15 protein-coding genes and 1 pseudogene are annotated in these 19081 nt (G+C 72.1%); 13 read left to right on the top strand and 3 right to left on the bottom strand.

The features are described from left to right. Nucleotides 1-21: 21 nt before the first annotated feature. Entirely contained in the window at nt 22-1128 is a 1107-nt protein-coding gene (locus ACIRHA_RS31955; RefSeq protein ID WP_403853106.1) for an alcohol dehydrogenase catalytic domain-containing protein, read from the bottom strand. Between the two features lie 53 nt (nt 1129-1181). Between ACIRHA_RS31955 and ACIRHA_RS31950 the strand changes: the two genes are divergently transcribed. The 6 genes from ACIRHA_RS31950 to ACIRHA_RS31925 all read left to right on the top strand — a co-directional run bounded on the left by ACIRHA_RS31950 (nt 1182) and on the right by ACIRHA_RS31925 (nt 10177). Further along, nucleotides 1182-1985: an SDR family NAD(P)-dependent oxidoreductase gene (locus tag ACIRHA_RS31950; protein ID WP_403853104.1), complete on the top strand. Its 804-nt coding sequence runs from the start codon at nt 1182-1184 to the stop codon at nt 1983-1985. A 161-nt stretch (nt 1986-2146) separates the two neighbouring features. Continuing rightward, on the top strand, nt 2147-3016 hold the full coding sequence (locus ACIRHA_RS31945; RefSeq protein ID WP_403853102.1) for a branched-chain amino acid ABC transporter permease: 870 nt from the start codon (nt 2147-2149) through the stop codon (nt 3014-3016). A gap of 11 nt (nt 3017-3027) precedes the next feature. Then, entirely contained in the window at nt 3028-5529 is a 2502-nt protein-coding gene (locus ACIRHA_RS31940; RefSeq protein WP_403853100.1) for an ATP-binding cassette domain-containing protein, read from the top strand. Between the two features lie 83 nt (nt 5530-5612). Further along, nucleotides 5613-6950: an FAD-binding protein gene (locus tag ACIRHA_RS31935; protein WP_403853098.1), complete on the top strand. Its 1338-nt coding sequence runs from the start codon at nt 5613-5615 to the stop codon at nt 6948-6950. Nucleotides 6951-7030: 80 nt separating this feature from the next. Continuing rightward, nucleotides 7031-8164, top strand: a complete 1134-nt coding sequence (locus ACIRHA_RS31930; RefSeq protein ID WP_403853096.1) for an acyl-CoA dehydrogenase family protein — start codon at nt 7031-7033, stop codon at nt 8162-8164. Nucleotides 8165-8182: 18 nt separating this feature from the next. Next, a complete protein-coding gene (locus tag ACIRHA_RS31925) occupies nt 8183-10177 on the top strand; it encodes an FAD-dependent oxidoreductase (protein WP_403853094.1) in 1995 nt (664 codons plus the stop codon). Here the strand turns inward: ACIRHA_RS31925 and ACIRHA_RS31920 are convergent. After that, a complete protein-coding gene (locus ACIRHA_RS31920; protein ID WP_403853092.1) occupies nt 10111-10938 on the bottom strand; it encodes an alpha/beta fold hydrolase in 828 nt (275 codons plus the stop codon). The two genes, ACIRHA_RS31925 and ACIRHA_RS31920, sit on opposite strands and share 67 nt — an antisense overlap. 70 nt (nt 10939-11008) lie before the next feature. Between ACIRHA_RS31920 and ACIRHA_RS31915 the strand changes: the two genes are divergently transcribed. Then, on the top strand, nt 11009-11959 hold the full coding sequence (locus tag ACIRHA_RS31915) for a helix-turn-helix domain-containing protein (RefSeq protein WP_403853090.1): 951 nt from the start codon (nt 11009-11011) through the stop codon (nt 11957-11959). Between the two features lie 938 nt (nt 11960-12897). Here ACIRHA_RS31915 and ACIRHA_RS31910 read toward each other — a convergent pair. Next, a pseudogene (locus ACIRHA_RS31910) lies at nt 12898-13098 on the bottom strand (cobalamin B12-binding domain-containing protein); the annotation flags it as partial. A 174-nt stretch (nt 13099-13272) separates the two neighbouring features. On the opposite strand from ACIRHA_RS31910, the gene ACIRHA_RS31905 reads away from it, so the two are divergent. The 6 genes from ACIRHA_RS31905 to ACIRHA_RS31880 all read left to right on the top strand — a co-directional run bounded on the left by ACIRHA_RS31905 (nt 13273) and on the right by ACIRHA_RS31880 (nt 19050). After that, nucleotides 13273-14337, top strand: a complete 1065-nt coding sequence (locus tag ACIRHA_RS31905; RefSeq protein WP_403853088.1) for an alcohol dehydrogenase catalytic domain-containing protein — start codon at nt 13273-13275, stop codon at nt 14335-14337. Nucleotides 14338-14446: 109 nt separating this feature from the next. Further along, nucleotides 14447-15301: an enoyl-CoA hydratase/isomerase family protein gene (locus ACIRHA_RS31900; protein WP_403853086.1), complete on the top strand. Its 855-nt coding sequence runs from the start codon at nt 14447-14449 to the stop codon at nt 15299-15301. 5 nt (nt 15302-15306) lie between these two features. Continuing rightward, the gene (locus ACIRHA_RS31895) at nt 15307-15687 is read left to right on the top strand and encodes a Zn-ribbon domain-containing OB-fold protein (RefSeq protein ID WP_403853084.1); all 381 of its coding nucleotides are present in this window, start codon (nt 15307-15309) and stop codon (nt 15685-15687) included. Further along, the gene (locus ACIRHA_RS31890; RefSeq protein ID WP_403853082.1) at nt 15684-16829 is read left to right on the top strand and encodes a thiolase family protein; all 1146 of its coding nucleotides are present in this window, start codon (nt 15684-15686) and stop codon (nt 16827-16829) included. The genes ACIRHA_RS31895 and ACIRHA_RS31890 overlap by 4 nt, the downstream gene beginning before the upstream one ends. Nucleotides 16830-16846: 17 nt before the next feature. Then, nucleotides 16847-18079: an acyl-CoA dehydrogenase family protein gene (locus tag ACIRHA_RS31885; RefSeq protein ID WP_403853080.1), complete on the top strand. Its 1233-nt coding sequence runs from the start codon at nt 16847-16849 to the stop codon at nt 18077-18079. Then, on the top strand, nt 18076-19050 hold the full coding sequence (locus tag ACIRHA_RS31880; RefSeq protein WP_403853078.1) for a phosphotransferase family protein: 975 nt from the start codon (nt 18076-18078) through the stop codon (nt 19048-19050). The genes ACIRHA_RS31885 and ACIRHA_RS31880 overlap by 4 nt, the downstream gene beginning before the upstream one ends. Nucleotides 19051-19081 lie beyond the last annotated feature (31 nt).

Below are 19081 nucleotides of genomic sequence, written 5' to 3'. Positions count from 1 at the left end.
CTGGGCACCGCAGCCGTCGGCTCAGCCAGGCACCAACACCGCCCGCCCCCGCACTCCGCCCCGCCGTAGCCGAGCGAATGCCTCCGGAGCCGCGGAGAGCGGGAACCGTTGTGTTTCGACCTTGAGGGCGCCCGAGCGGGCCAGGGCGATGACCTCGGTGAGGTCGGGGCGCGGGCCCCAGAAGGGCAGGGAGAGCCGGAAGCCGGGGGGAAGGAACCCCGGTTTGCGTACGGCGAGTTGGCCGCCCCCGCTGCCCACCAGGGCGAGCTCTCCGCCTGGGCGCAGCGCGGCGGCGGCGAGTTCCAGGGTGGCCGTGGTGCCGGCGAAGTCGAGCACGGCGTCCACGCCCGCGCCGCCGGTCCGTGTCCGCAGGACGTTCGCCGTGTCCGCGCGCAGCAGGGTGGCGAAGTGGGCGCCGGAGCGGTCCGCGAGGTCCAGTGCCTCCTCGCGGATGTCCACCGCGAGCACGCGGCTCGGGGTCGTCGCCCGCAGGATCTGGACGGCGACGTGGCCGAGCCCGCCGACGCCGACGACGGCGACCGAGGTGCCCTCGCCGAGCAGGTGCCGCAGCCCCGCGATGGCGTGGTACGAGGTCAGTCCGGCGTCGGAGAGCGGCGCCGCCTGATCGGCCAGCAGGTCGCCGATCGGCACGAGTTGGCGCGCGGACGGCACCAGTACGTACTCGGCCATCCCACCGTCTCGGCCGAGGCCCACTCCGTGCCAGGACAGGGCGGAGCGCCGGTCGCAGTAGTTGTCCCGGCCGACGGCACACTGTGGGCACGAGCCGCAGCCCCACGGGCCGTAGACGACGCAGCGGTCACCGACCTTGAGGCCGTCGCTGCCGTCGCCGCCCACGCCCACGTCCGCGTCGGGCCCAAGCGCCTCCACGGTCCCCGCCACCTCGTGCCCGAGGGTGAACGGCGGCTCGTAGGGGAGCGTCCCGGAGGGGGCGTCGACGACGTGCACGTCCGAGTGGCACAGGCCCGCGGCCTCCACCCGGAGGAGTACTTCGGCCCCTCTGGGCTCCGGTCGTTCCACCTCCGCGAGTACGGGATCCCGCTCCCACGTCGCCAGCCGCACCGCTCTCATCTTCACCGTCCAGGCTCTTGTCAGTTCGTCGTCGAGCACGGTAACAGAGACGAAGTCAGTTCAATATCGGGTGCGAGCGAGGGAGTTGCGGGATGAGTGGTGACGCGACGCGGCAGGGCCGGTTCGAGGGGCAGGTCGCGATGGTGACCGGGGCGGGGTCGGGCATGGGGGCGGCCGTGGCACGGCAGTTGGCCGCCGAAGGGGCGAGGGCCGTGGTCCTGGCCGACGTCAAGGCCGTCGGCGCCGAAGCCGTGGCCGAAGGGCTTCGCGCGGCGAGCGTGGTCGCCCTCGACGTGGCGGACGCGGCCGCGGTCGAGGCGGCCGTCGAGGGTGTGGTGCGGGAGCACGGGCGGCTCGACGTCCTGGTGCATGCCGCGGGCGTCGACGACCCAAGGGCCAAGCAGTTGATAGCGGACGCGCTGGTGGACGGCCGCCCCGCCGAGGTGACCGACCGGCTCGAGGACGCCGACTGGAGGCGCGTCATGCGGGTCAACCTGGACGGCACGTTCCACGTACTGCGCGCCGCGGTACGGGCGATGAGGCCGGAGAAGGCCGGGTCGATCGTGGTCATCGGCTCCTCCTCGGCCTTCGACGCCCCCGTCGGCTATCCGCACTACGCCGCGTCGAAGGCCGGCGTGCACGCGATGTGCCAGGCCGTCGCCAAGGAGGTCGTCCCCGCCGGAATCCGGGTGAATGTCGTGGCGCCGGGCCCGACGGACACCGGCATGGCGGCGCGCACCCCCGCCGCGCTCCGCAGCGGACTCGCCGACCCGCGGGTGCGCCCGTACGCCACGGCCGAGGAGATCGCCGACATCGCGCTGTTCCTGGCGAGCGATGCCGCGGCGAACCTGGTCGGCGCGGTGCTGCTGGCCAACGGCGGCCGGTTCACCGCCTGATCCGACGGATCGGAGCGCGGGGCGTTCGGGCGGGTCATGCGGCGTCCGGACGAACTCGTGCACGGGTCTTGCCCGACCGGTCCAGGGATGCCTACGGTGCATGAATTGAGTTCAGTTTGTGGTGCGCCGTGCTGGCGCCCGGGAGCGAGGAGACGGTCGAAGTGGATCAGTTTCTGCTCGTCCTGGTGAGCGGTCTCGCCAGCGGCGCGGTGTACGGCCTCATGGGCCTGGGGCTCGTGATCATCTATCGGGCCACGGACGTGGTGAATTTCGCGCTCGCCAGCCTGGCGACCGTCGGCCTCTACGCGGCCCTGGCCCTGTACGACACGGGCTGGCCGTTGCTGCTCGCCGCCGTGGCCGCGATCGCGGTGACCACGGCGGTGGGCCTGGCCGCCCGGGAGACGGTGATCAGGCCCCTGGCACAGGGCGAACTGCTCTCTGCGCTCGTCATGACCATGGGGCTGTCGCTCATCGCGGAGAGCGTCATCAGCACGATCTGGGACGACCAGCCGAAGCTCTTCCCGAGCCTGGTGGAGGGTTCCGTCACGATCGGCGGGTCCGCGATCCCCGCCCAGAGCCTGCTGACCCTCGCCGTCGCGGCGGTCGCGATGGCGCTGGTGGCGTACCTCTTCGGGCGCACCACCATCGGCTCCGCCATGCGCGCCGTCGCCGAGTCGGCCGAGACCGCACAGGTCCTCGGCCTCGGCTCGCAGCGCATCGCGCGGATCGCCTGGGCGCTCGGCCTCGGCCTGGCGGTGCTCGCCGCCGTCCTGTACGCGCCCCGCGCCGGACTCATCCCCACCGTGCTCAGCGCGCCCCTGTTCCGCGCCTTCGCCGGGATCTTCCTGGGCGGCCTGACGAGCATGTACGGCGCCGTCGTCGGCGGCCTCACGGTCGGCGTCCTGGACAACCTGGCCGCGAGCTACGTCTCGGCCGGCTACCGGGACACCTTCGTGTTCTCGTTCACCATCCTCGTGCTGCTGATCCGCCCGCAGGGGTTGTTCGGTGTGCGCACGTTCCAGCGGGTCTGAGGGAGCGCTCCATGTCCGTCGTCAGTCGTCCCACCCTCGCCAGAGCGGTGCTCGGCCCACTCGCCGCGGCCGTGCTCATCGTCGTACTCAACTCCGGTGTGATCCCGCCGTATCAGGCCTACTCCGTGGGGCTCGCGGCCGTCTACACCGTCCTCGTCCTCTCCGTCAGCCTGCTCGCGGGGTGGGCCGGGATCTGGTCCATCGCTCACCCCGCGTTCTTCGCCCTTGGCGCCTACTTCGCCGCGTACGGCAGCGGACACGGCTGGTCGGTGGAGGCCGTGGTGCTCGGGGCGGTCGGGTGCAGCGCCGCACTCGGAGCGTTCCTGGGGAGCGCGGGCGCCCGCTTCTCCATGCTGTACGTGGCTCTGCTCACCCTCGCGTTCACCATGGTGTCGCTGGAAGTGATGGGCCAGTGGACCGGCGTGACCGGCGGCGACCAGGGCATCCCGATGACGAGACTGCACAGCGCCCTCGGCCTCGGCACGCTGGCCAGCGCGGGCACCCACGCCCAGTACATCGCCGTGGGCGTGGCCGGGGTCGCGCTCGGCATCGCCGCACTGGCCAGGCCCGGCGCCCTGCGGATGCGGCTCGTCGCCGCCAAGTCGCATCCCATGGCGGCGCGTTCCATCGGCATCGCACCCGAGGCGCAGTCGGCGCTCGCGTTCGCGGTCAGCGCCGCGTTCGCCGCCGTCGCGGGCGTTCTGCTGGCCCTGGTCGTCGGATTCGTCAGCCCCGACCCGTTCTCTCTGACGTTGGCGATCTCACTGATCGCCGGGTGCGTCCTCGGCGGCCCCGGCACCCTCATCGGCGCGGTGGTCGGTGGCGCCTATCTGACCTGGGTGCCCACCGCCGCCGAGAGCGCGGGCGTGCCGCAGCCGATTCTGCAGGGCCTCGTGCTCATCGCGGCGCTGCTGTTCCTGCCGGGCGGCGTGGTCCTCGCCGCCGGACGCCTCGCGCGCCGACTCCTGCGGCGACCTGCGCGCAGCACACCCACGGCGCCAGCGCCGGCCGAGGAGCAGGCCGGGTCCGTCCCCGCGCCCCCGGCGACCGCACCCGAACTCCTGCGCCTCGACGACGTGGCCGTCACCTTCGGAGGGCTCAAGGCGCTCGAAGGCGCGTCCATGTCCGTACGGGCCGGTGAGACCGTCGCGGTCATCGGCCCCAACGGGGCTGGAAAAACCACGCTGTTGAACGTCCTGTCCGGACTCGTCGGCGGAGGACGGGTGGCGGGGGGTGCCCGCTACCACGGCAAACCCTTGCTGAAGAGTCGCGCGACCGCCCGCAGGCGGCTCGGTATCGGGCGCACCTTCCAGCACGCCGAGACCTTCCCCGAACTGACCGTCCTGGAGAACGTGCTCTGCACCCGGCGCCGTGTCACCCCTGGGGCCCGTGCCGCGGCCGACGAACTCCTCGACCGCGTCGGCCTCGCGCACGTCGCCGACCGCTACCCGGCGGAGCTGCCGTTCGGTCTGCACAAGCGCCTCGACCTGGCCAGGGCCCTGGCCGAGGAGCCCGAACTGCTCATCCTGGACGAGCCGTTCGGCGGCCTCGACGCCACCGAGCGCACCCTCCTCGCACGGCAGATCGTGCGCCAGCAGGAGCGCGGCACCGCGGTCGTGATCATCGACCACGTGCTCGACGACCTGTTCGCCGTCGCCCACCGGGTGGTCGCCTTCGACTTCGGGCGGCCGATCGGCGAGGGCGAACCCGGCAAGATCCTGGACGACCCCCGGGTGCGCTCCTCGTACCTGGGCGAGGGCGGCGCCAGGGACGGACTCCCGCCCCGTGATGGCAGCGAACGCGCCGCGGTACGCCTCGACGGCGTGGGCCACAACTACGGCGGGGTCACGGCGCTGCACGGCATCGACCTCGCCGTCCCCCAGGGCAGCGTGATCGGCGTCGTCGGCGCCAACGGCGCGGGCAAGAGCACCCTGGGCCGGATCCTGCACGGCACGCTTTCACCCACGCTCGGCGGGCGCACGCTCGCCGGTGACCTGCGCTCGGCCCTGGTGCCCGAGGGGCGCGCCCTGTTCAAGACGCTCTCGCTGCGGGAGAACCTCGAAGTCGCCGCGTACGCCGCCGGCATCAAGGGACCGGAACTGCGGGCGCGGCTCGCTCAGACCGCCGAATGGCTGCCGGCGCGGCTGCGCGAGCGGATGGGTGTGGCGGCCGCAGGCCTGTCGGGCGGCGAGCAGCAGATCCTGGCGATCGCCCGCGCCCTGATGGCCCGGCCCGATCTGCTGATCGTCGACGAGCCGGCCCTCGGCCTGTCCCCGGCGATGGTCGACGAGGTGTACGCGCGCCTCGGCCGTCTCGCCCACGAAGGCATCACGGTCGTCCTCCTGGAGCAGTCGCTCGGCCGTGCCGCGTCCGCCTGCCACGAAGTGGTCGTCCTCCACGAGGGCGGCATCGCGGTACGCGGCGAGCCCGCCGACCCGCGGTTCCTCGCCCGCGCCGAACAGGCCTACTTCGACGGGCAGGGCGATGCCTCCGTGGCCGTCGCGCAGGGCTGAGACACCACTTCGGCACAGGGGTGAGGCACCACTTCACCCCAGGGCTGAGACACCACTTCGACCCCTGACCCCAGGAGAGCCGCATGACCACGGAAGCCGTCGACCTGCTGATCATCGGCGCGGGCATGGCGGGACTGACCGCCGGTGCCCGCGCCGCCCGGGACGGCCTGTCCGTCACGATCACCGAGACCGGCACGGACGTCGGCGGCTCGGCACGCTTCGCCGGGTACGCGTGGACCGCCCCCGACCACGACGTCATGGACGCGCACAACCCGCATGGCGACACCGCGCTCAAGCGCGCACTCGTGGACCGGTTCGCCGACGGCATCTCCTGGATCCGCTCCATCGGCGTCGAGGCGAAGGACGCGCAACGCATCCTCAGCTTTGGCCGCGGGCACCAGTTCGACACCAACCACTATGTCGACACCTGCCGACGCCTCGTCCTCGAAAGCGGCGGCGAGGTGCTCCTCGAGACCGAGACCGCACACCTCGTGGCCGAGCACGGCGTCGTGTCCGGAGCGGACGTGCGGGCGGCCGACGGCACCCGCAGGCGCATCCGGGCCCGGAACACACTTCTGGCGACCGGTGGTTTTCAGGGCGACCTCGCCCTGCGCACCGCACACCTCCACCCCCGCGCCGACCGGATGCAGCTGCGCTCCAACCCCCGCAGTACCGGCGGTGGTTACCGCCTCGCCACCACCGCGGGCGCGGCCACCGGTGCCGAGAACGCCGGCTTCTACGGACACCTCGTGCCCAGCGGTGTCCCCTTCGCTGACGGCGCCGACTTCGTCGACCTGTCGCTCTACTACAGCGAGCACGCCCTGCTGCTCAACCTGCGCGGCGAGCGATTCGTCGACGAGACACGCGGCGACCACCTCACCGCCATGGAACTCCTTGAGCAGCCGGAGGGCCGCGGGCTGCTGATCGCGGACTCCCGGGTGTTCCGCGACTGGATCGTCGGCTCCTACGTCGAGGGGGCCGTCGCCGTCGACAAGTTCGCCCTGGCGAGCAAGCGGGGCGGGCGTGTCGGCCTCGCCGAGGACCTCGACGAGCTGGCCTACCTGCCCGAGGAGTGGGGCTACGACGCCGTGGCCGTCCGGGACGCGGTCGCCCGCTTCAACGAACACGCCGTGGGCGGGCGGGAGTTGGTGCCCGGACGGGAGTCGGACCGGCTGCCGCTCGACGAGCCGCCGTACTACGTCATCGAGACGGAGCCGGCCATCACCTTTCCCTTCCACGGCGTACGCATCGACGACCGGGCCCGCGTCCTGGGCGAGGGCGGCCGACCGCTGCCCGGACTCCTCGCCGCCGGATCGGACACCGGCGGCCTGTGGCACCGCGCGTACGCGGGCGGCCTCGCCTCGGCCCTCGTCTTCGGGCTCACGGCGGCGCGGACCGCCGCCTCCGGGCCCGGCTCCTGACCGACTCCCCTTTCGCGGGCCGCCGCGCAGCCACAGCCTCCACCTCCCCCTCTCCACCAACCGAGCACGTTGGAGACGCCATGCACCACCGTCACCCCGAGATCGACCCTCAGCTGCTCTCCGAGACCGAGGAACAGCGTCAACTACGCGCCGTCCTAAGGGACTTCCTCACCGAAACGAGCGGCCCGGAGGACGTCCGCAAGCACCTGGCCACCCCGCGCGGATACGACGAGACGGTCTGGGCGCGGTTCGCGGGCGAGATCGGCGTGCACGGCCTCGCCATCCCCGAGGAATACGGCGGATCGGGCTTCACTTTCGCCGAACTCGCCGTGGCCCTCGAGGAGTCGGGGCGCGCCCTGTACTGCGGGCCGCTGCTGCCGACGGTGGTCCTCGCCGCCCACGCCCTGCTCGCGGCCGGGGACCGGAAGGCGTGCGAGCGTTACCTGCCGCGGATCGCGGACGGCACGCTCACGGCGACCGTCGCCGGGTTCCACGACGCCGTGCCCGCCATCAGCGCGGAGTCCAACGCCTCGGGGCCGGTGCTGCGCGGTGCGGTGGACTTCGTGCTCGACGGTGCGGGCGCTGACCTCATCCTCGTACGGGCCCGAACCGCCGAAGGACCGCGGCTGTTCGCCTGTGAACCGGCCCCCGACACCTGCGTGCGCACCCCGCACCGCGTCCTGGACGAGACACGGCGGCAGGCACGCGTGGAGTTCCATGGCGCGCCCGCCACGCCTGTGGGGGAGTCCGGTGATGTGACGGCGGCGCTCGATGCGGGTCGGGCCGCGCTCGCCGCCGAGCAGGTCGGCGGCAGCGGCCACGCGCTCGACGCGACGGTCGCCTTCGTCGCGCAGCGCCGGCAGTTCGGGCGCGCTATCGGCTCGTTCCAGGCCGTCAAGCACCGGCTGGCCGATGTACTCGTCGCGCTGGAGGCGGCACGCTCGGCGGCCACCTACGCGGCCGCCTGTGCGGCCCTCGGCTCGACCCAGCTGCCGGTGGCCGCGAGCGCCGCTGCCGCGGTCTGCTCCGAGACCTTCCGCCTGGCCACGGCCGAGTACGTCCAGCTGCACGGCGGGATCGGCTTCACCTGGGAGCACCCCGCGCACCTGTACGTGCGCCGCGCGCGCAGCGCAGAGGTGCTGTTCGGCACGGCGGAGCAGCACCGCGAACGGCTCGCCGCACTCATCGGTCTCGCCCCGCGATCCGCCGCCTGAGCCGTCAGGGAAGGTGACATGAGCAAACACGACGCACCCGCTCTCGCCGCACCGTTCACGCTCGGCGGGCACACTCTCCGCAATCGGCTCGTCGCCACCGCGCACGCCACCGCCGCCGTCGCCGACGGCGCTCCCACCGACGCCGACGCGGCCTACTGGCGGCGCCTCGCGCAGGGTGGCGCCGGCATGGTCATCACCGGCGGCACCGCGGTGGCCCGGGAGTCCACTCTGCCGCAGCGTTATCTCACCGAGGCGTGGCGCCCCGAGATCAAGGACGCCGTGCGGCGCCGCGCCGAGGCCCTCACCGACGGCGGCGCCGTCGCCCTCGCCCAACTCGTTCACCTGGGCCGCGAGACCCTTGGCGCGGGCACGTACTACGCGCCGGTCTCCGCGGCCGCCGTCCGCTCACCCCGCGAGGCGACCGCGCCCCACCCGCTCAGCGGCGAAGAAGTACGCCGGGTCGTCGACGCGTTCCGCGTCTCGGCGGCCAACAGCGTGCAGGCCGGCTTCCACGGCGTCGAACTGCACGCGGGCCACGGCTACTTGCTCGCCCAGTTCCTCTCCCGCGCCACCAACACCCGCGTCGACGAGTACGGCGACCGGATCGCCCTGCTCGCCCAGGTGATCGACGCGATCCGCGGCGAGATCGGTGAACTCCCCCTCGGTGTACGGGTGTCGGTGGAACCGGGCGAGGACTCCGGGCTCGGCCTGGACGACCTCACCGAACTGCTGCCGCGCCTGCACGCCGCCTCACCCTTCACGTACGTCAATGTCACCACCGGCGTCCGCAACACCTACGTCCCCGGCATGGCCACCACCCGACCGCCGTTGTTGGAATCCGTGGCTCGGCTGCGCGCCGCGGTCGCGCTGCCGCTCCTCATCAGCCAGGGATTCCGGTCGGTCACCGACATCGAACGGGCGCTGCACTCGGGGGCCGATCTGGTCGGCATGGCGCGGCCGTTCATCGCCGACCCCGACTTCGCCCGCAAGGTGATCGCGGGCGACGAGCGTTCCGTACGCCCCTGCACGGGCTGCAACGAGGGCTGCCGCACCTTCGAGCCCACCGGATCGTGCTCCGTGAACCCCGAACTCGGCCCGCCCGAAACCGAGTTCCGCCCGGCCGTTCCCCTACGTCTGAGTCCTTCGCGGGTGAGCCGGCCCGGTCCCGTAGCCGTGATCGGGGCAGGCCCCGCGGGCATGGAGTGTGCGATGACGCTCGCCCGCTCCGGCACGGAAGTCGTCGTCTTCGACGCCGCCCGGGAGGTCGGCGGCCAAGCGCACCTCGCCGCCCGCGCCGCGCACCGTACCGGCTGGCAGAAGATCGTCGACCATCAGCGCGACCAGCTCGCCGACCTCGGCGTCCGCGTCCGGCTGGGGACGACACCGGACGCCGCCGAACTGGCACGGTTCCCCAGGGTCGTGCTCGCCACCGGAGCCCGGGAGGCCACCGTCCCCGTACCCGGCGAGTTGCCGACCCTCACCAGCACGGACTTCCTCCACCGGTACGCCGATGTCGTGCCGGACGCCCCCAGGATCGCCGTCCTCGACGACGGCTTCGGCTGGTGGCAGGGTGTCAGCGCCGTGGAGAGCGCGCTGGCGGCCGGAGCACGTGAGGTCACTGTGGTCACGCCCGGGAACGGGTTCGCGACCGGTCTGTCACCGGAGAACCGCACCCAGCTGATGGACAGGCTCGCCGGAACACCACTGCGCGTCGTCGTGATGAACACCGTCACGGCCACGACCGGCGACGGGCTGCGGTTGCGGCACACCATGGACGGCCAGGAGTCGACCCTGGCCGCGGACCTCTTGGTGACCGTCGGCGAACGGCGCCCGCACCGCCCCGAGTTCACTCCGGCCGACGGCCAGAGCGTCGACGCGGTGGGTGACTGCGTCGTACCGCGTCGCATCGCCCATGCCATCGCCGAGGGTCGCGCGGCGGCGACTCTCTACGCTGTGAAGAAGTCGGCGAGCGCGCGGCCGATCCGGTCGGGGGCGTTCTCCGTGGGAATGTGATCCGCGTGTGGGATGCGGATGAGCGTGGTGTGGGGCATCTCCGAGGCGAACCGTTCGGCGTACTCCACCGTCTCGTGGAGGTCGTCCTCCCCCCAGACCAACAGCTTGGGCGTCGTGGACCGCCGCAGCGCGGGAACGAGGTCGAGGGTGTAGCGGTTGTCGGCCGCGCCCGCCAGGGCCAGCCAGGAGCGGCGCACCCGCTCATCGGTCCACGGATCCGCGTAGTCCGCGATCAACGACTCGGTGGCGACACCGGCCAGCACCCTCGTCACCGCCTGCCTTCGGGCGGCGAGCACGCCCTTGCCCGTGTCCACGTCCCGGAATTGCGCCACGTGAGGCGCCGGCCAGGAGTCGTAGAGGACCGAGTTGACCAGGGCGAACCGGGACACGTCGAGCCGGTTGTGGGCGAGGAGGTGCTGGGCGATGGCGCCACCGATGTCGTGTCCCGCCAGGGCGAGGGGGCCGGGGAGGTCCAGCGCGGAGACGAATCGCGTCACCCAGTCGGCGAGAGCCGGAACCGTGGCCGTCCCCGGGGTGAGCCGGCCTCCTGAGCGTCCGAGGCCGGGGAGGTCGACCGCGAGCGGCCGCAGCCCCGCGTCGGCGAGGTGGTCGAGTACGGGGAGCCAGACACGGCTCCAGTACGTCCCGTGCAGCATCAGCACGGGCGGGGAATCCGGCCGCCCTGCGGTCAAGTAGCTGGCCGGCTCCCCGTCGACCTGGACCGTGGTCCTCAGTACTGTCGTTCCGGCGGTTTCGCTCATGGGTCCACTGTGTCCCCTGCGGGGCGTCGCGCCGAGAGACCAGAAAGACACCTCTGGGTACAATCTTGCCATGCGCCCTCATCGGGTGGTGGCCCTGGTCCATCCGCCCCAGTCGTCCTTCGAGCTCTCCTGCGCCACGGAAATCTTCGGCACCGCCCCGCAGGACGACCCGCCCCGCTACAGCTTCGGGATCTGCACCGAGCACCCCGGCCCGCTGCCGACCACCGCCAGCTATGCGATGGTCGTCGACGCCGGCCTCGAGGCCCTGGAGCAGGCGGACACCGTGATCGTCCCCGGCTGGCAGCCGCCCGGCGCGCCCGCGTCCCCGGCGGTCACCGCGGCGCTGCGGACTGCCCACCGGCGCGGGGCGAGGATCGTCGCCATCTGTACGGGAGCCTTCGTCCTCGCCCAGGCCGGCCTGCTCGACGGCCGCCGCGCCACCACGCACTGGCGCGACACCGCGCGACTCGCCGCCGCCTACCCCCAGGTGCACATCGACCAGGACGTGCTCTTCGTGGACCACGGCGACGTGGCCACCAGTGCCGGAACCGGCGCGGGCATCGACCTGTGCCTGCACCTGGTTCGTTCCGACCACGGTGCGGCATACGCCGCCCGGATCGCCAGAACCATGGTCCTGCCGCCGCACCGCGAGGGCAGCCAACTCCAGTACGCCGCACGGCCCGTACCGGCCAAGGCGGACGAGTCACTGGCGCCCCTGCTGGAGTGGGCCACCTCCCGGCTCGACACCCGACTGACCCTCGACCGGCTCGCCGAGCGCGCCGGGCTCTCCAGCCGGACCCTCGCCCGGCGCTTCGCCGAGCAACTGGGCACCAGCCCAGGACAGTGGCTGCTCGACCAACGCATCGACGCGGCACGCGTCTTGCTGGAACAGACCGCTCTTCCGGTCGAAGCCATCGCCACCCGCGTCGGACTGGCCTCGGCGGTCAACCTGCGCCGCCGCTTCCGGACCCACCTCGGCACCACGCCCGGCGCCTACCGACGCACCTTCAGCCAGACCTGACGGAGCTCCTTGAAGTGGGCGGTCCGGAACGCTTCGCTGTTCGAGCAGTGGCGTTCGCTTCGCGTGGAGGGGGATCGCAGTGTCCGTTGGCCCGTCCGGCTACAGGAGTCTGGTGCGCGGCAAGCCGAGCGGGCGTGGGTCGACGGCGGACGGGATGGGAGCCGGGAACCGCTGTGGTCAAGAAGGCGCCGACGTCCGAGCGGTTTGTGGGGAAAGGCCCAAGGCCCCTACACACTGTCGGTGGCCATGCCGCACCCTGGACCAGAAGAGCACCGAGCAAAAGGACGACACACTCTGATGGACGGCGGCGGAGGGCCCCACGGACCAGCCTCAGGCGAGGGGTTCATCCAAGTGTGCTTCGGTCTGTGCGCCTTTCTTCCTCCGATACTGGTGGGAGCCATCACGGGCGCGGCGTTGGGCTCCGGCCTTGTGGCCACGGGCGGAGCCATAGGCTCTGCGCTCGTGACCGGCTACATCAGCTACAAACTCGCGCTCCGGCTGGAACGGCGCATGGAAAAGTCGATGGAGCGGCAGATGCGCGAAGAAGACGGAGACGAAGCCCCCTGATCGTTCGTGTCCCCCACGTGCCCGATGGACCGGCACGCACCGGGGAACCACGGGCACTCCCGGCGAGCGTCCCGAGAACGCGCAGGTCAGCGTCTTGCCTGGTCAGGCGGGGTGAGCGTACGCGATCTTCCGAACTAGCTACGCGGGTTCGATTCCTGTCGCCCGCTCCACGAGAAAGGCGCTGGTCAGAGGCGCCTTTTCTCATATCCGGCAAGATCGTTTGAGTCTCTCGGGATGGGGTGCGTCCCCTAATCTCCCCTAGCGGGATCCGAGAGCGAGATAGCCCATGTCCCGAGCCCCTCGTCGAGGGAGCGGTTCCTTCCGTCAGGTGAAGTCCGGACGGTACGAGGTCCGGTACATCGGACCTGGACGTCCTCCTCCAGAGCGGCGTCCACCACCTCGCCGACCGAGCGGTTGTGCCCGAGGTGGATCACCTCCGCGCCCTGTGCCTGGAGGATGCGCCGCATGATGTTGATCGACGCGTCGTGGCCGTCGAAGAGGCTCGATGCGGTCACGAAGCGGACGGGATGCTGCGCGCGGTACGGCCGCGCAGCCGCGTCACCGGCGGACATGGGCACTCCAGACTGCCCCTCCCGCGTCGGCAGGGGCGGATACGGGTGGGCGGACGTTCTCCATACTGAACCGAAGTAGGTGCAAGTCTCAAGCAAAACATTGAAGCCAGTTCAGTTCGGTGGCAGTCTCGAGGGATCGCACGTGTCGCACGGGGATGATTTCCGGGAGGAACGATGCTCGCCGCCAGGCTGTACGGAGCCAAGGATCTGCGGATCGAGGAGATGCCCGAACCCGAGCCGGGGCCCGGCGAGGTGAAGATCCGCGTGGCGTACGCGGGGATCTGCGGAACCGACGTGCACGAGTACTTCGAGGCGCCGCGCGCCACGCACGTGCCGAATCCGCTGACCGGGGCCGTCCTGCCGCAGACCTTGGGCCACGAGTTCGCCGGGACCGTGGTCGCCCACGGCGAGGGTGTCGACCGGGCCGCGCCGGGCGACCGGGTCTGCGTGCGCCCGATCCGCACCTGTGGCCGGTGCCCGCGCTGCACCTCCGGCCTCGCGCACCTGTGCAGTCGGCTCGCGGCGATCGGCGTGACTGCCCCGGGCGGCGGCCTCGCCGAGTACGTGGTGGTGCCGGCCGACGCCGTGCACCGCCTGCCCGACGGGCTCCCGCTGGAACAGGGTGCCCTCGTCGAACCCATGGCGACGGGGCTGAACGCCGTGGAACGGACGGGCGTCGGGCCCGGAGGCAGTGCGCTGGTCATGGGTGCGGGCGCGGTCGGCATGGGCGCGCTCTTCGCGCTCAAGGCGCACGGCGTCGACGACGTCACCGTGGTCGAGCCCGCCGCGTCGCGCCGCGCGGCGGCCGAGCGGCACGGTGCCCGGACGCTCGATCCCGCCGCGGTCGACGTGGCCGAGGAGGTGCTGCGGCGCACCGGCGGCAGGGGGGTGGACGCCGCGATCGAGTGCGCGGGCCGTGCCGACGCGCTGGACGCCGCCCTTCGCTCGGCGGCCGCGCGGGCGCCCGTCGTCATGGTGGCGCTCTACTCGGGCCCGGTGGCCGTCGACGGCACGGTCATCCGCATGGCTGAACTCGCCCTGCTCGGCGCGGAGGCCTACCCCGACGGCGTCTTCGAGCGGGTCCTCGGGCACATGGCCGCCGGGCGGTATCCGACGGACGGCTGGCTCGATCACATCCCGCTCTCCGGGACCGTCGCGGGGCTGCACGACGTGCGGGACGCGCGGCGGCTGAAGGTGCTCGTCGACATCCCGCCGGACGGCTCCTCACGCTCGTCCTGAATCAAGTTCAGGTGGAGGGTTGACAGCGGATCTACGACTCTCCAGACTCAGAGTGAATTCAGTTCAGTTTGAAGGCCGGGGCACCCGGCCTGGACCGGAGGGATCAGAGATGGCAGCCGAGATCGCCGAGAAGAGCACGGCGTCCGCGAAGTCCAAGACGTCCGCGACCGACGAGGCGCCCGTCGAGGAGCAGATCCAGTTCGAGCGCGACGGTCACGTGGCCCGTGTCTGGCTCAACCGTCCGCACAAGAAGAACTGCGTCACCGTGCCGATCCTGGACCGGCTCGACGAGATCATCACCGAGGTCGACGCGGACCCCGAGCTGCGTGTCCTGGTCATCCGCGGCCGCGGCAACACCTTCTGCTCCGGCTTCGACCTCGACAGCCTGAAGTCGGAGTTCGTCGGCAAGTCGAACGCGATCGACGTCGCGGTCAAGTCCGCGAAGGTGTGCGACCGCCTGTACTCGATGAAGACGCCCTCGGTCGCCGTCCTGGAGGGTTACGTCACCGCCGGCGGCTTCGAGATCATGATCTCCTGCGACTTCGCGATCGCCGCCGACGACGCCAAGATCGGCGACTTCCACATCAACCGCTCGTTGTTCGGCGGCGCGGGCCCGATCTACCGCGTCCCGCGCATGATCGGCATCCGCAAGACCAAGGAGCTGATGCTCACGGGCAAGCTGCTCTCGGGCGTCGAGGCCGCCGATTTCGACCTCATCAACAAGTCCGCTCCCGCGGAGCAGTTGGACGAGACGGTCGAGGAGTTCATCAGCCACCTCACCGACAAGAGCCCGTTCACGATGTGGCTCACCAAGATGACGATCGACCGCAGCCTGGACGCCGACACGCAGTCGCTGATGGTGATGGAGCACCTCGCCGTCGGCGTGGCGCTCAACTCCGAGGACGCCAACGAAGGCGTCTCGGCGTTCCTGGAGAAGCGCGAGCCGAAGTGGACGGGGCGCTGAGCACGATGACCACGCATCCGCGGAGTCCGGCCGCCGGACTCCAGGGCGCACGCTGCTCCGGCTGCTCGGTGGCCGTCTACCCCGTGGAGGAGTCCTGTCCGCGCTGTGGGGGGCCGGCCGAACCGGTGGCCCTCCGCGGCGAGGGCACGCTGTGGACCTGGACGGTGCAGCGGTACGCGCCCAAGTCGCCGCCGTACCGGGAGCCGCCCGGCGGCTTCCGCCCGTTCGCGCTCGGTTACGTGGAGCTTGCCGAGGGCGTACGGGTGGCCGCGGTACTCGACGTCGACGACCTCGACGCGGTCCGGATCGGCATGCCCCTCACCCTGACCGCGGGCGACGGGGTGCCACGGGCCCGGCCCACGAACACCCCGGAGGAGGCCTCATGAGCGGCGACGTCCTGATCTGCGGCGCCGGCCGCACCCCCTTCGGCCGCTCCGAGGCCGGCGGCCGGCAACTGGCCGTGAGCGCGGTGAAAGCCGCCCTCGCCGACGCCGGAATCGAGTGGTCGCGGGTGCGGGCCGCGTTCGGCGGCAGCGACAGCGCCGGGCTCGCCGACACCCTGGTGGCCCAACTCGGCCTGACCGGACTGCCGTTCGTGAACGTCAAGAACGGTTGCGCCACCGGCGGCAGCGCTCTGGTCTCCGCCGTGAACGCCATCCGCTCCGGCATGGCCGACGTCGTCCTCGCCGTCGGCTTCGACAAGCACCCGCGCGGCGCCTTCGATCCGAGGCCCGAGGACTGGGGCCTGGGCGAGGAGTACGGCAGCGACGGGCTGATGGTCACCACGCAGTTCTTCGGCATGAAGATCCAGCGCTATATGCACGACCACGGGATCACCCCGCACACCCTCGGACTCATCGCCGAGAAGGCGTACCGCAACGGCGCCCGCACCCCCGAAGCCTGGCGCCGCAAGCCGGTCTCCGCCGCGGAGATCCTGGACTCCGGGATGGTCAGCGACCCGCTGACCCGCTACATGTTCTGTTCCCCCGGCGCGGGCGCAGCGGCCCTCGTGCTCTGCTCGCCCGAGGTCGCCCGCACGCTCGACGCCCCCTCGGTGACCCTGCGTTCGGCGGCCGTCCGCACCCGGCGCTTCGGCTCGTTCGAGGTGTTCAGCCCCTGGATCCCCGGCGGCGAGCTGACCAGCGTCAGCCGCGACGCCTCGGCCGCCGCCTTCGAGGAGGCGGGCATCGCCCCCGGCGACGTCGACGTCTGCCAGCTCCAGGACACCGAGAGCGGCGCCGAGCTCATGCACCTGGCCGAGTGCGGATTCTGCGAGGACGGCGAACAGGAGCGGCTGATCGCCGCCGGTGCCACGGAGGTCGGCGGGCGGCTGCCGGTCAACACCGACGGCGGCTGCATCGCCAACGGTGAACCCATCGGCGCCTCAGGACTGCGCCAGGTCTACGAAGTCGTCCAGCAGCTGCGGGGCGCGGCCGGCGAACGCCAGGTGCCCGGCACACCCCAGGTCGGCTTCACCCACGTGTACGGAGCCCCGGGCGTGAGCGCCTGCACCGTGCTGTCCCGCTGAACGGAGGTGAGGAAGACATGAGTGGAATCCCCGGAAACGGGATCCCCGACAGCGCGATCCCCGAACCCGACGAGTTCCGCGACCGGGCCCGCCGGTGGCTCTCCACGGTCGCCCGCCCGCGCGCCGCCGACGGCGCCTGGGGCAGCGGCTCCGACTCGGTCGCCGTGTTCGACAACCGGACCGACGAACAGGAACACGAGCACACCGCCCGCACCCAGGAATGGGAACGCACCCGCTACGACCAGGGGTGGGGAGCGCTCAACTGGCAGGCCGCATACGGAGGGCGCGACCTGCCCGCGTACTACGAACAGCTCTACCGCTCCGAAGAAGCCGCCTTCGACGTGCCGCACCGCACCGAGATCTTCCCGGTGACCCAGCAGCTCGTCGCCCCCGCGATCGGCATCTGGGGCACCGAGGAACAGAAACAGCGCTGGCTGCGCCCGATGCTGCGCACCGACGAACTGGCCTGCCAGCTCTTCTCGGAGACGGAAGCCGGATCCGACCTCGCCGCGGTGCGCACCAAGGCGGTGCGCGACGGCGCGCACTGGATCCTCGACGGGCACAAGGTGTGGACCTCCGGAGCGACCGTCGCGACCTGGGGCGTGGCGGTGTGCCGCACCGACCCCGACGTCCGCAAGCACGCGGGCATCACCGTCTTCCTCGTACGCATGGACGCGCCGGGCGTGACCGTGCGGCCCATCCGGCAGATGACCGGCGGCGCCAGCTTCAACGAGGTCTACCTCGACGGCGTCGTCGTCCCCGACACCGACCGGCTCGGACCGGTCGGCGAGGGCTGGCGGGTCACGCTCAGCGTGCTCGCCGCCGAACGCCTCGACTCCGGCAGCCTCGGCCTCGACAACGCCGACCGGGCCGTGGATCTGGCGCGGAACCTGCCCCGCCCCCTCACCGGCGCGGAACAGCAGCGGGCCGCCGATCTCTACGTACGCGCCCTCGTCCAGCGGCTGATCGGGCTGCGGGTGACCGGCGCCCTCGTCGCCGGACGCGAACCCGGCGCGGAGGCCTCTGTCGGCAAGCTGTACGCCACCGAGACCATGCGGCACACCAGCGACCTGGTGTCCGACCTTCTCGGCCCGGCCCTCGTCGCCGACACGGGGGAGTGGGGCACGTACGCCTGGACGGAACACCTGCTCGGCGCGCCCGGCTACAGCATCGCGGGCGGCACCGACGAGATCCAGCACAACATCCTCGCCGAGCGCGTGCTCGGCCTGCCCAAGGAGCCCGTCCGATGAGCACGGCCACCCCCGTCGCCGACCTGGCCCTGCGCGTCCGCGAACGGCTCGCGGTGCGCCATCCCGGCGTGCCCGTCGGGGAGTTGGTGACGCTGCCGGGCGGACACTCCGGGCTGACGTACTCGGTCACGGCCGGAGAGGCGGCCTACGTCGTCAAGGCGGTGCCGCCGGGGCAGCGGCCGGTCGGGCGCAACGACGTGCTCCGCCAGGCGCGCGTGCTGCGCGCGCTGGCCGGCTCGGCGGTCCCCGTGCCCGGCGTCGCCGTCGTCGACGAGGCCCAACCCGCCTGGTTCGCCATGGAGTTCGCCGCAGGAGAGGCGATCGAGCCCATCCTCGACGAACCCGAGATGGCCGCGGCGACGGCGCGGGCGCGCATGCTGGACAGCGCCCGCGTCCTGCGCACCCTGCACGACACCGACGTGTCGGGCCCCGCGCTTGAGGCCCCCGAGCCGCTGGACGCCGCGGGCGAGCTGGAGCGGTGGAGCCGCACCATGCACGCCGTACCGGACGAACTGCGGCCCGGCGGCGATGAGTTGCTCACATCCCTCGCCGATGACGTGCCCGACGGCCTCCCTCCGGTACTGCTGCACGGCGACTTCCGGCTCGGCAACATCCTGTACGCCGGCGAACGCGCCACCGCCGTCGTCGACTGGGAGATCTGGAGCGTCGGCGACCCGCGCATCGACCTCGGCTGGTTCCTGCTCTTCGCCGACCACCACAACTTCCCGCAGCTGGGACGCGCGGTGCCCGGCCTCCCCACCGAGGCCGAACTCCTCGACACCTACCGCGCCGGCGGGCCCGCACTGCCCGCGATGAACTGGTTCCGGGCCCTGGGCCGCATGAAGATGGCCGCGATCATGGGCCACAACCTGCGCCGGCACCGCGAGGGCAAGCACCACGACCCGGACCAGGAGCGACTGCCGCCGACCATCGCCGCGATGATCCGCACGGCGCGCGACCTCCTCGGCTGACGGCTCCCGACCCGCACGCCGACAGCCCCGA

Source organism: Streptomyces sp. NPDC102360 (assembly GCF_044766085.1).
GTDB lineage: Bacteria > Actinomycetota > Actinomycetes > Streptomycetales > Streptomycetaceae > Streptomyces.
This window is presented reverse-complemented; position numbering and strand designations above follow the sequence as displayed.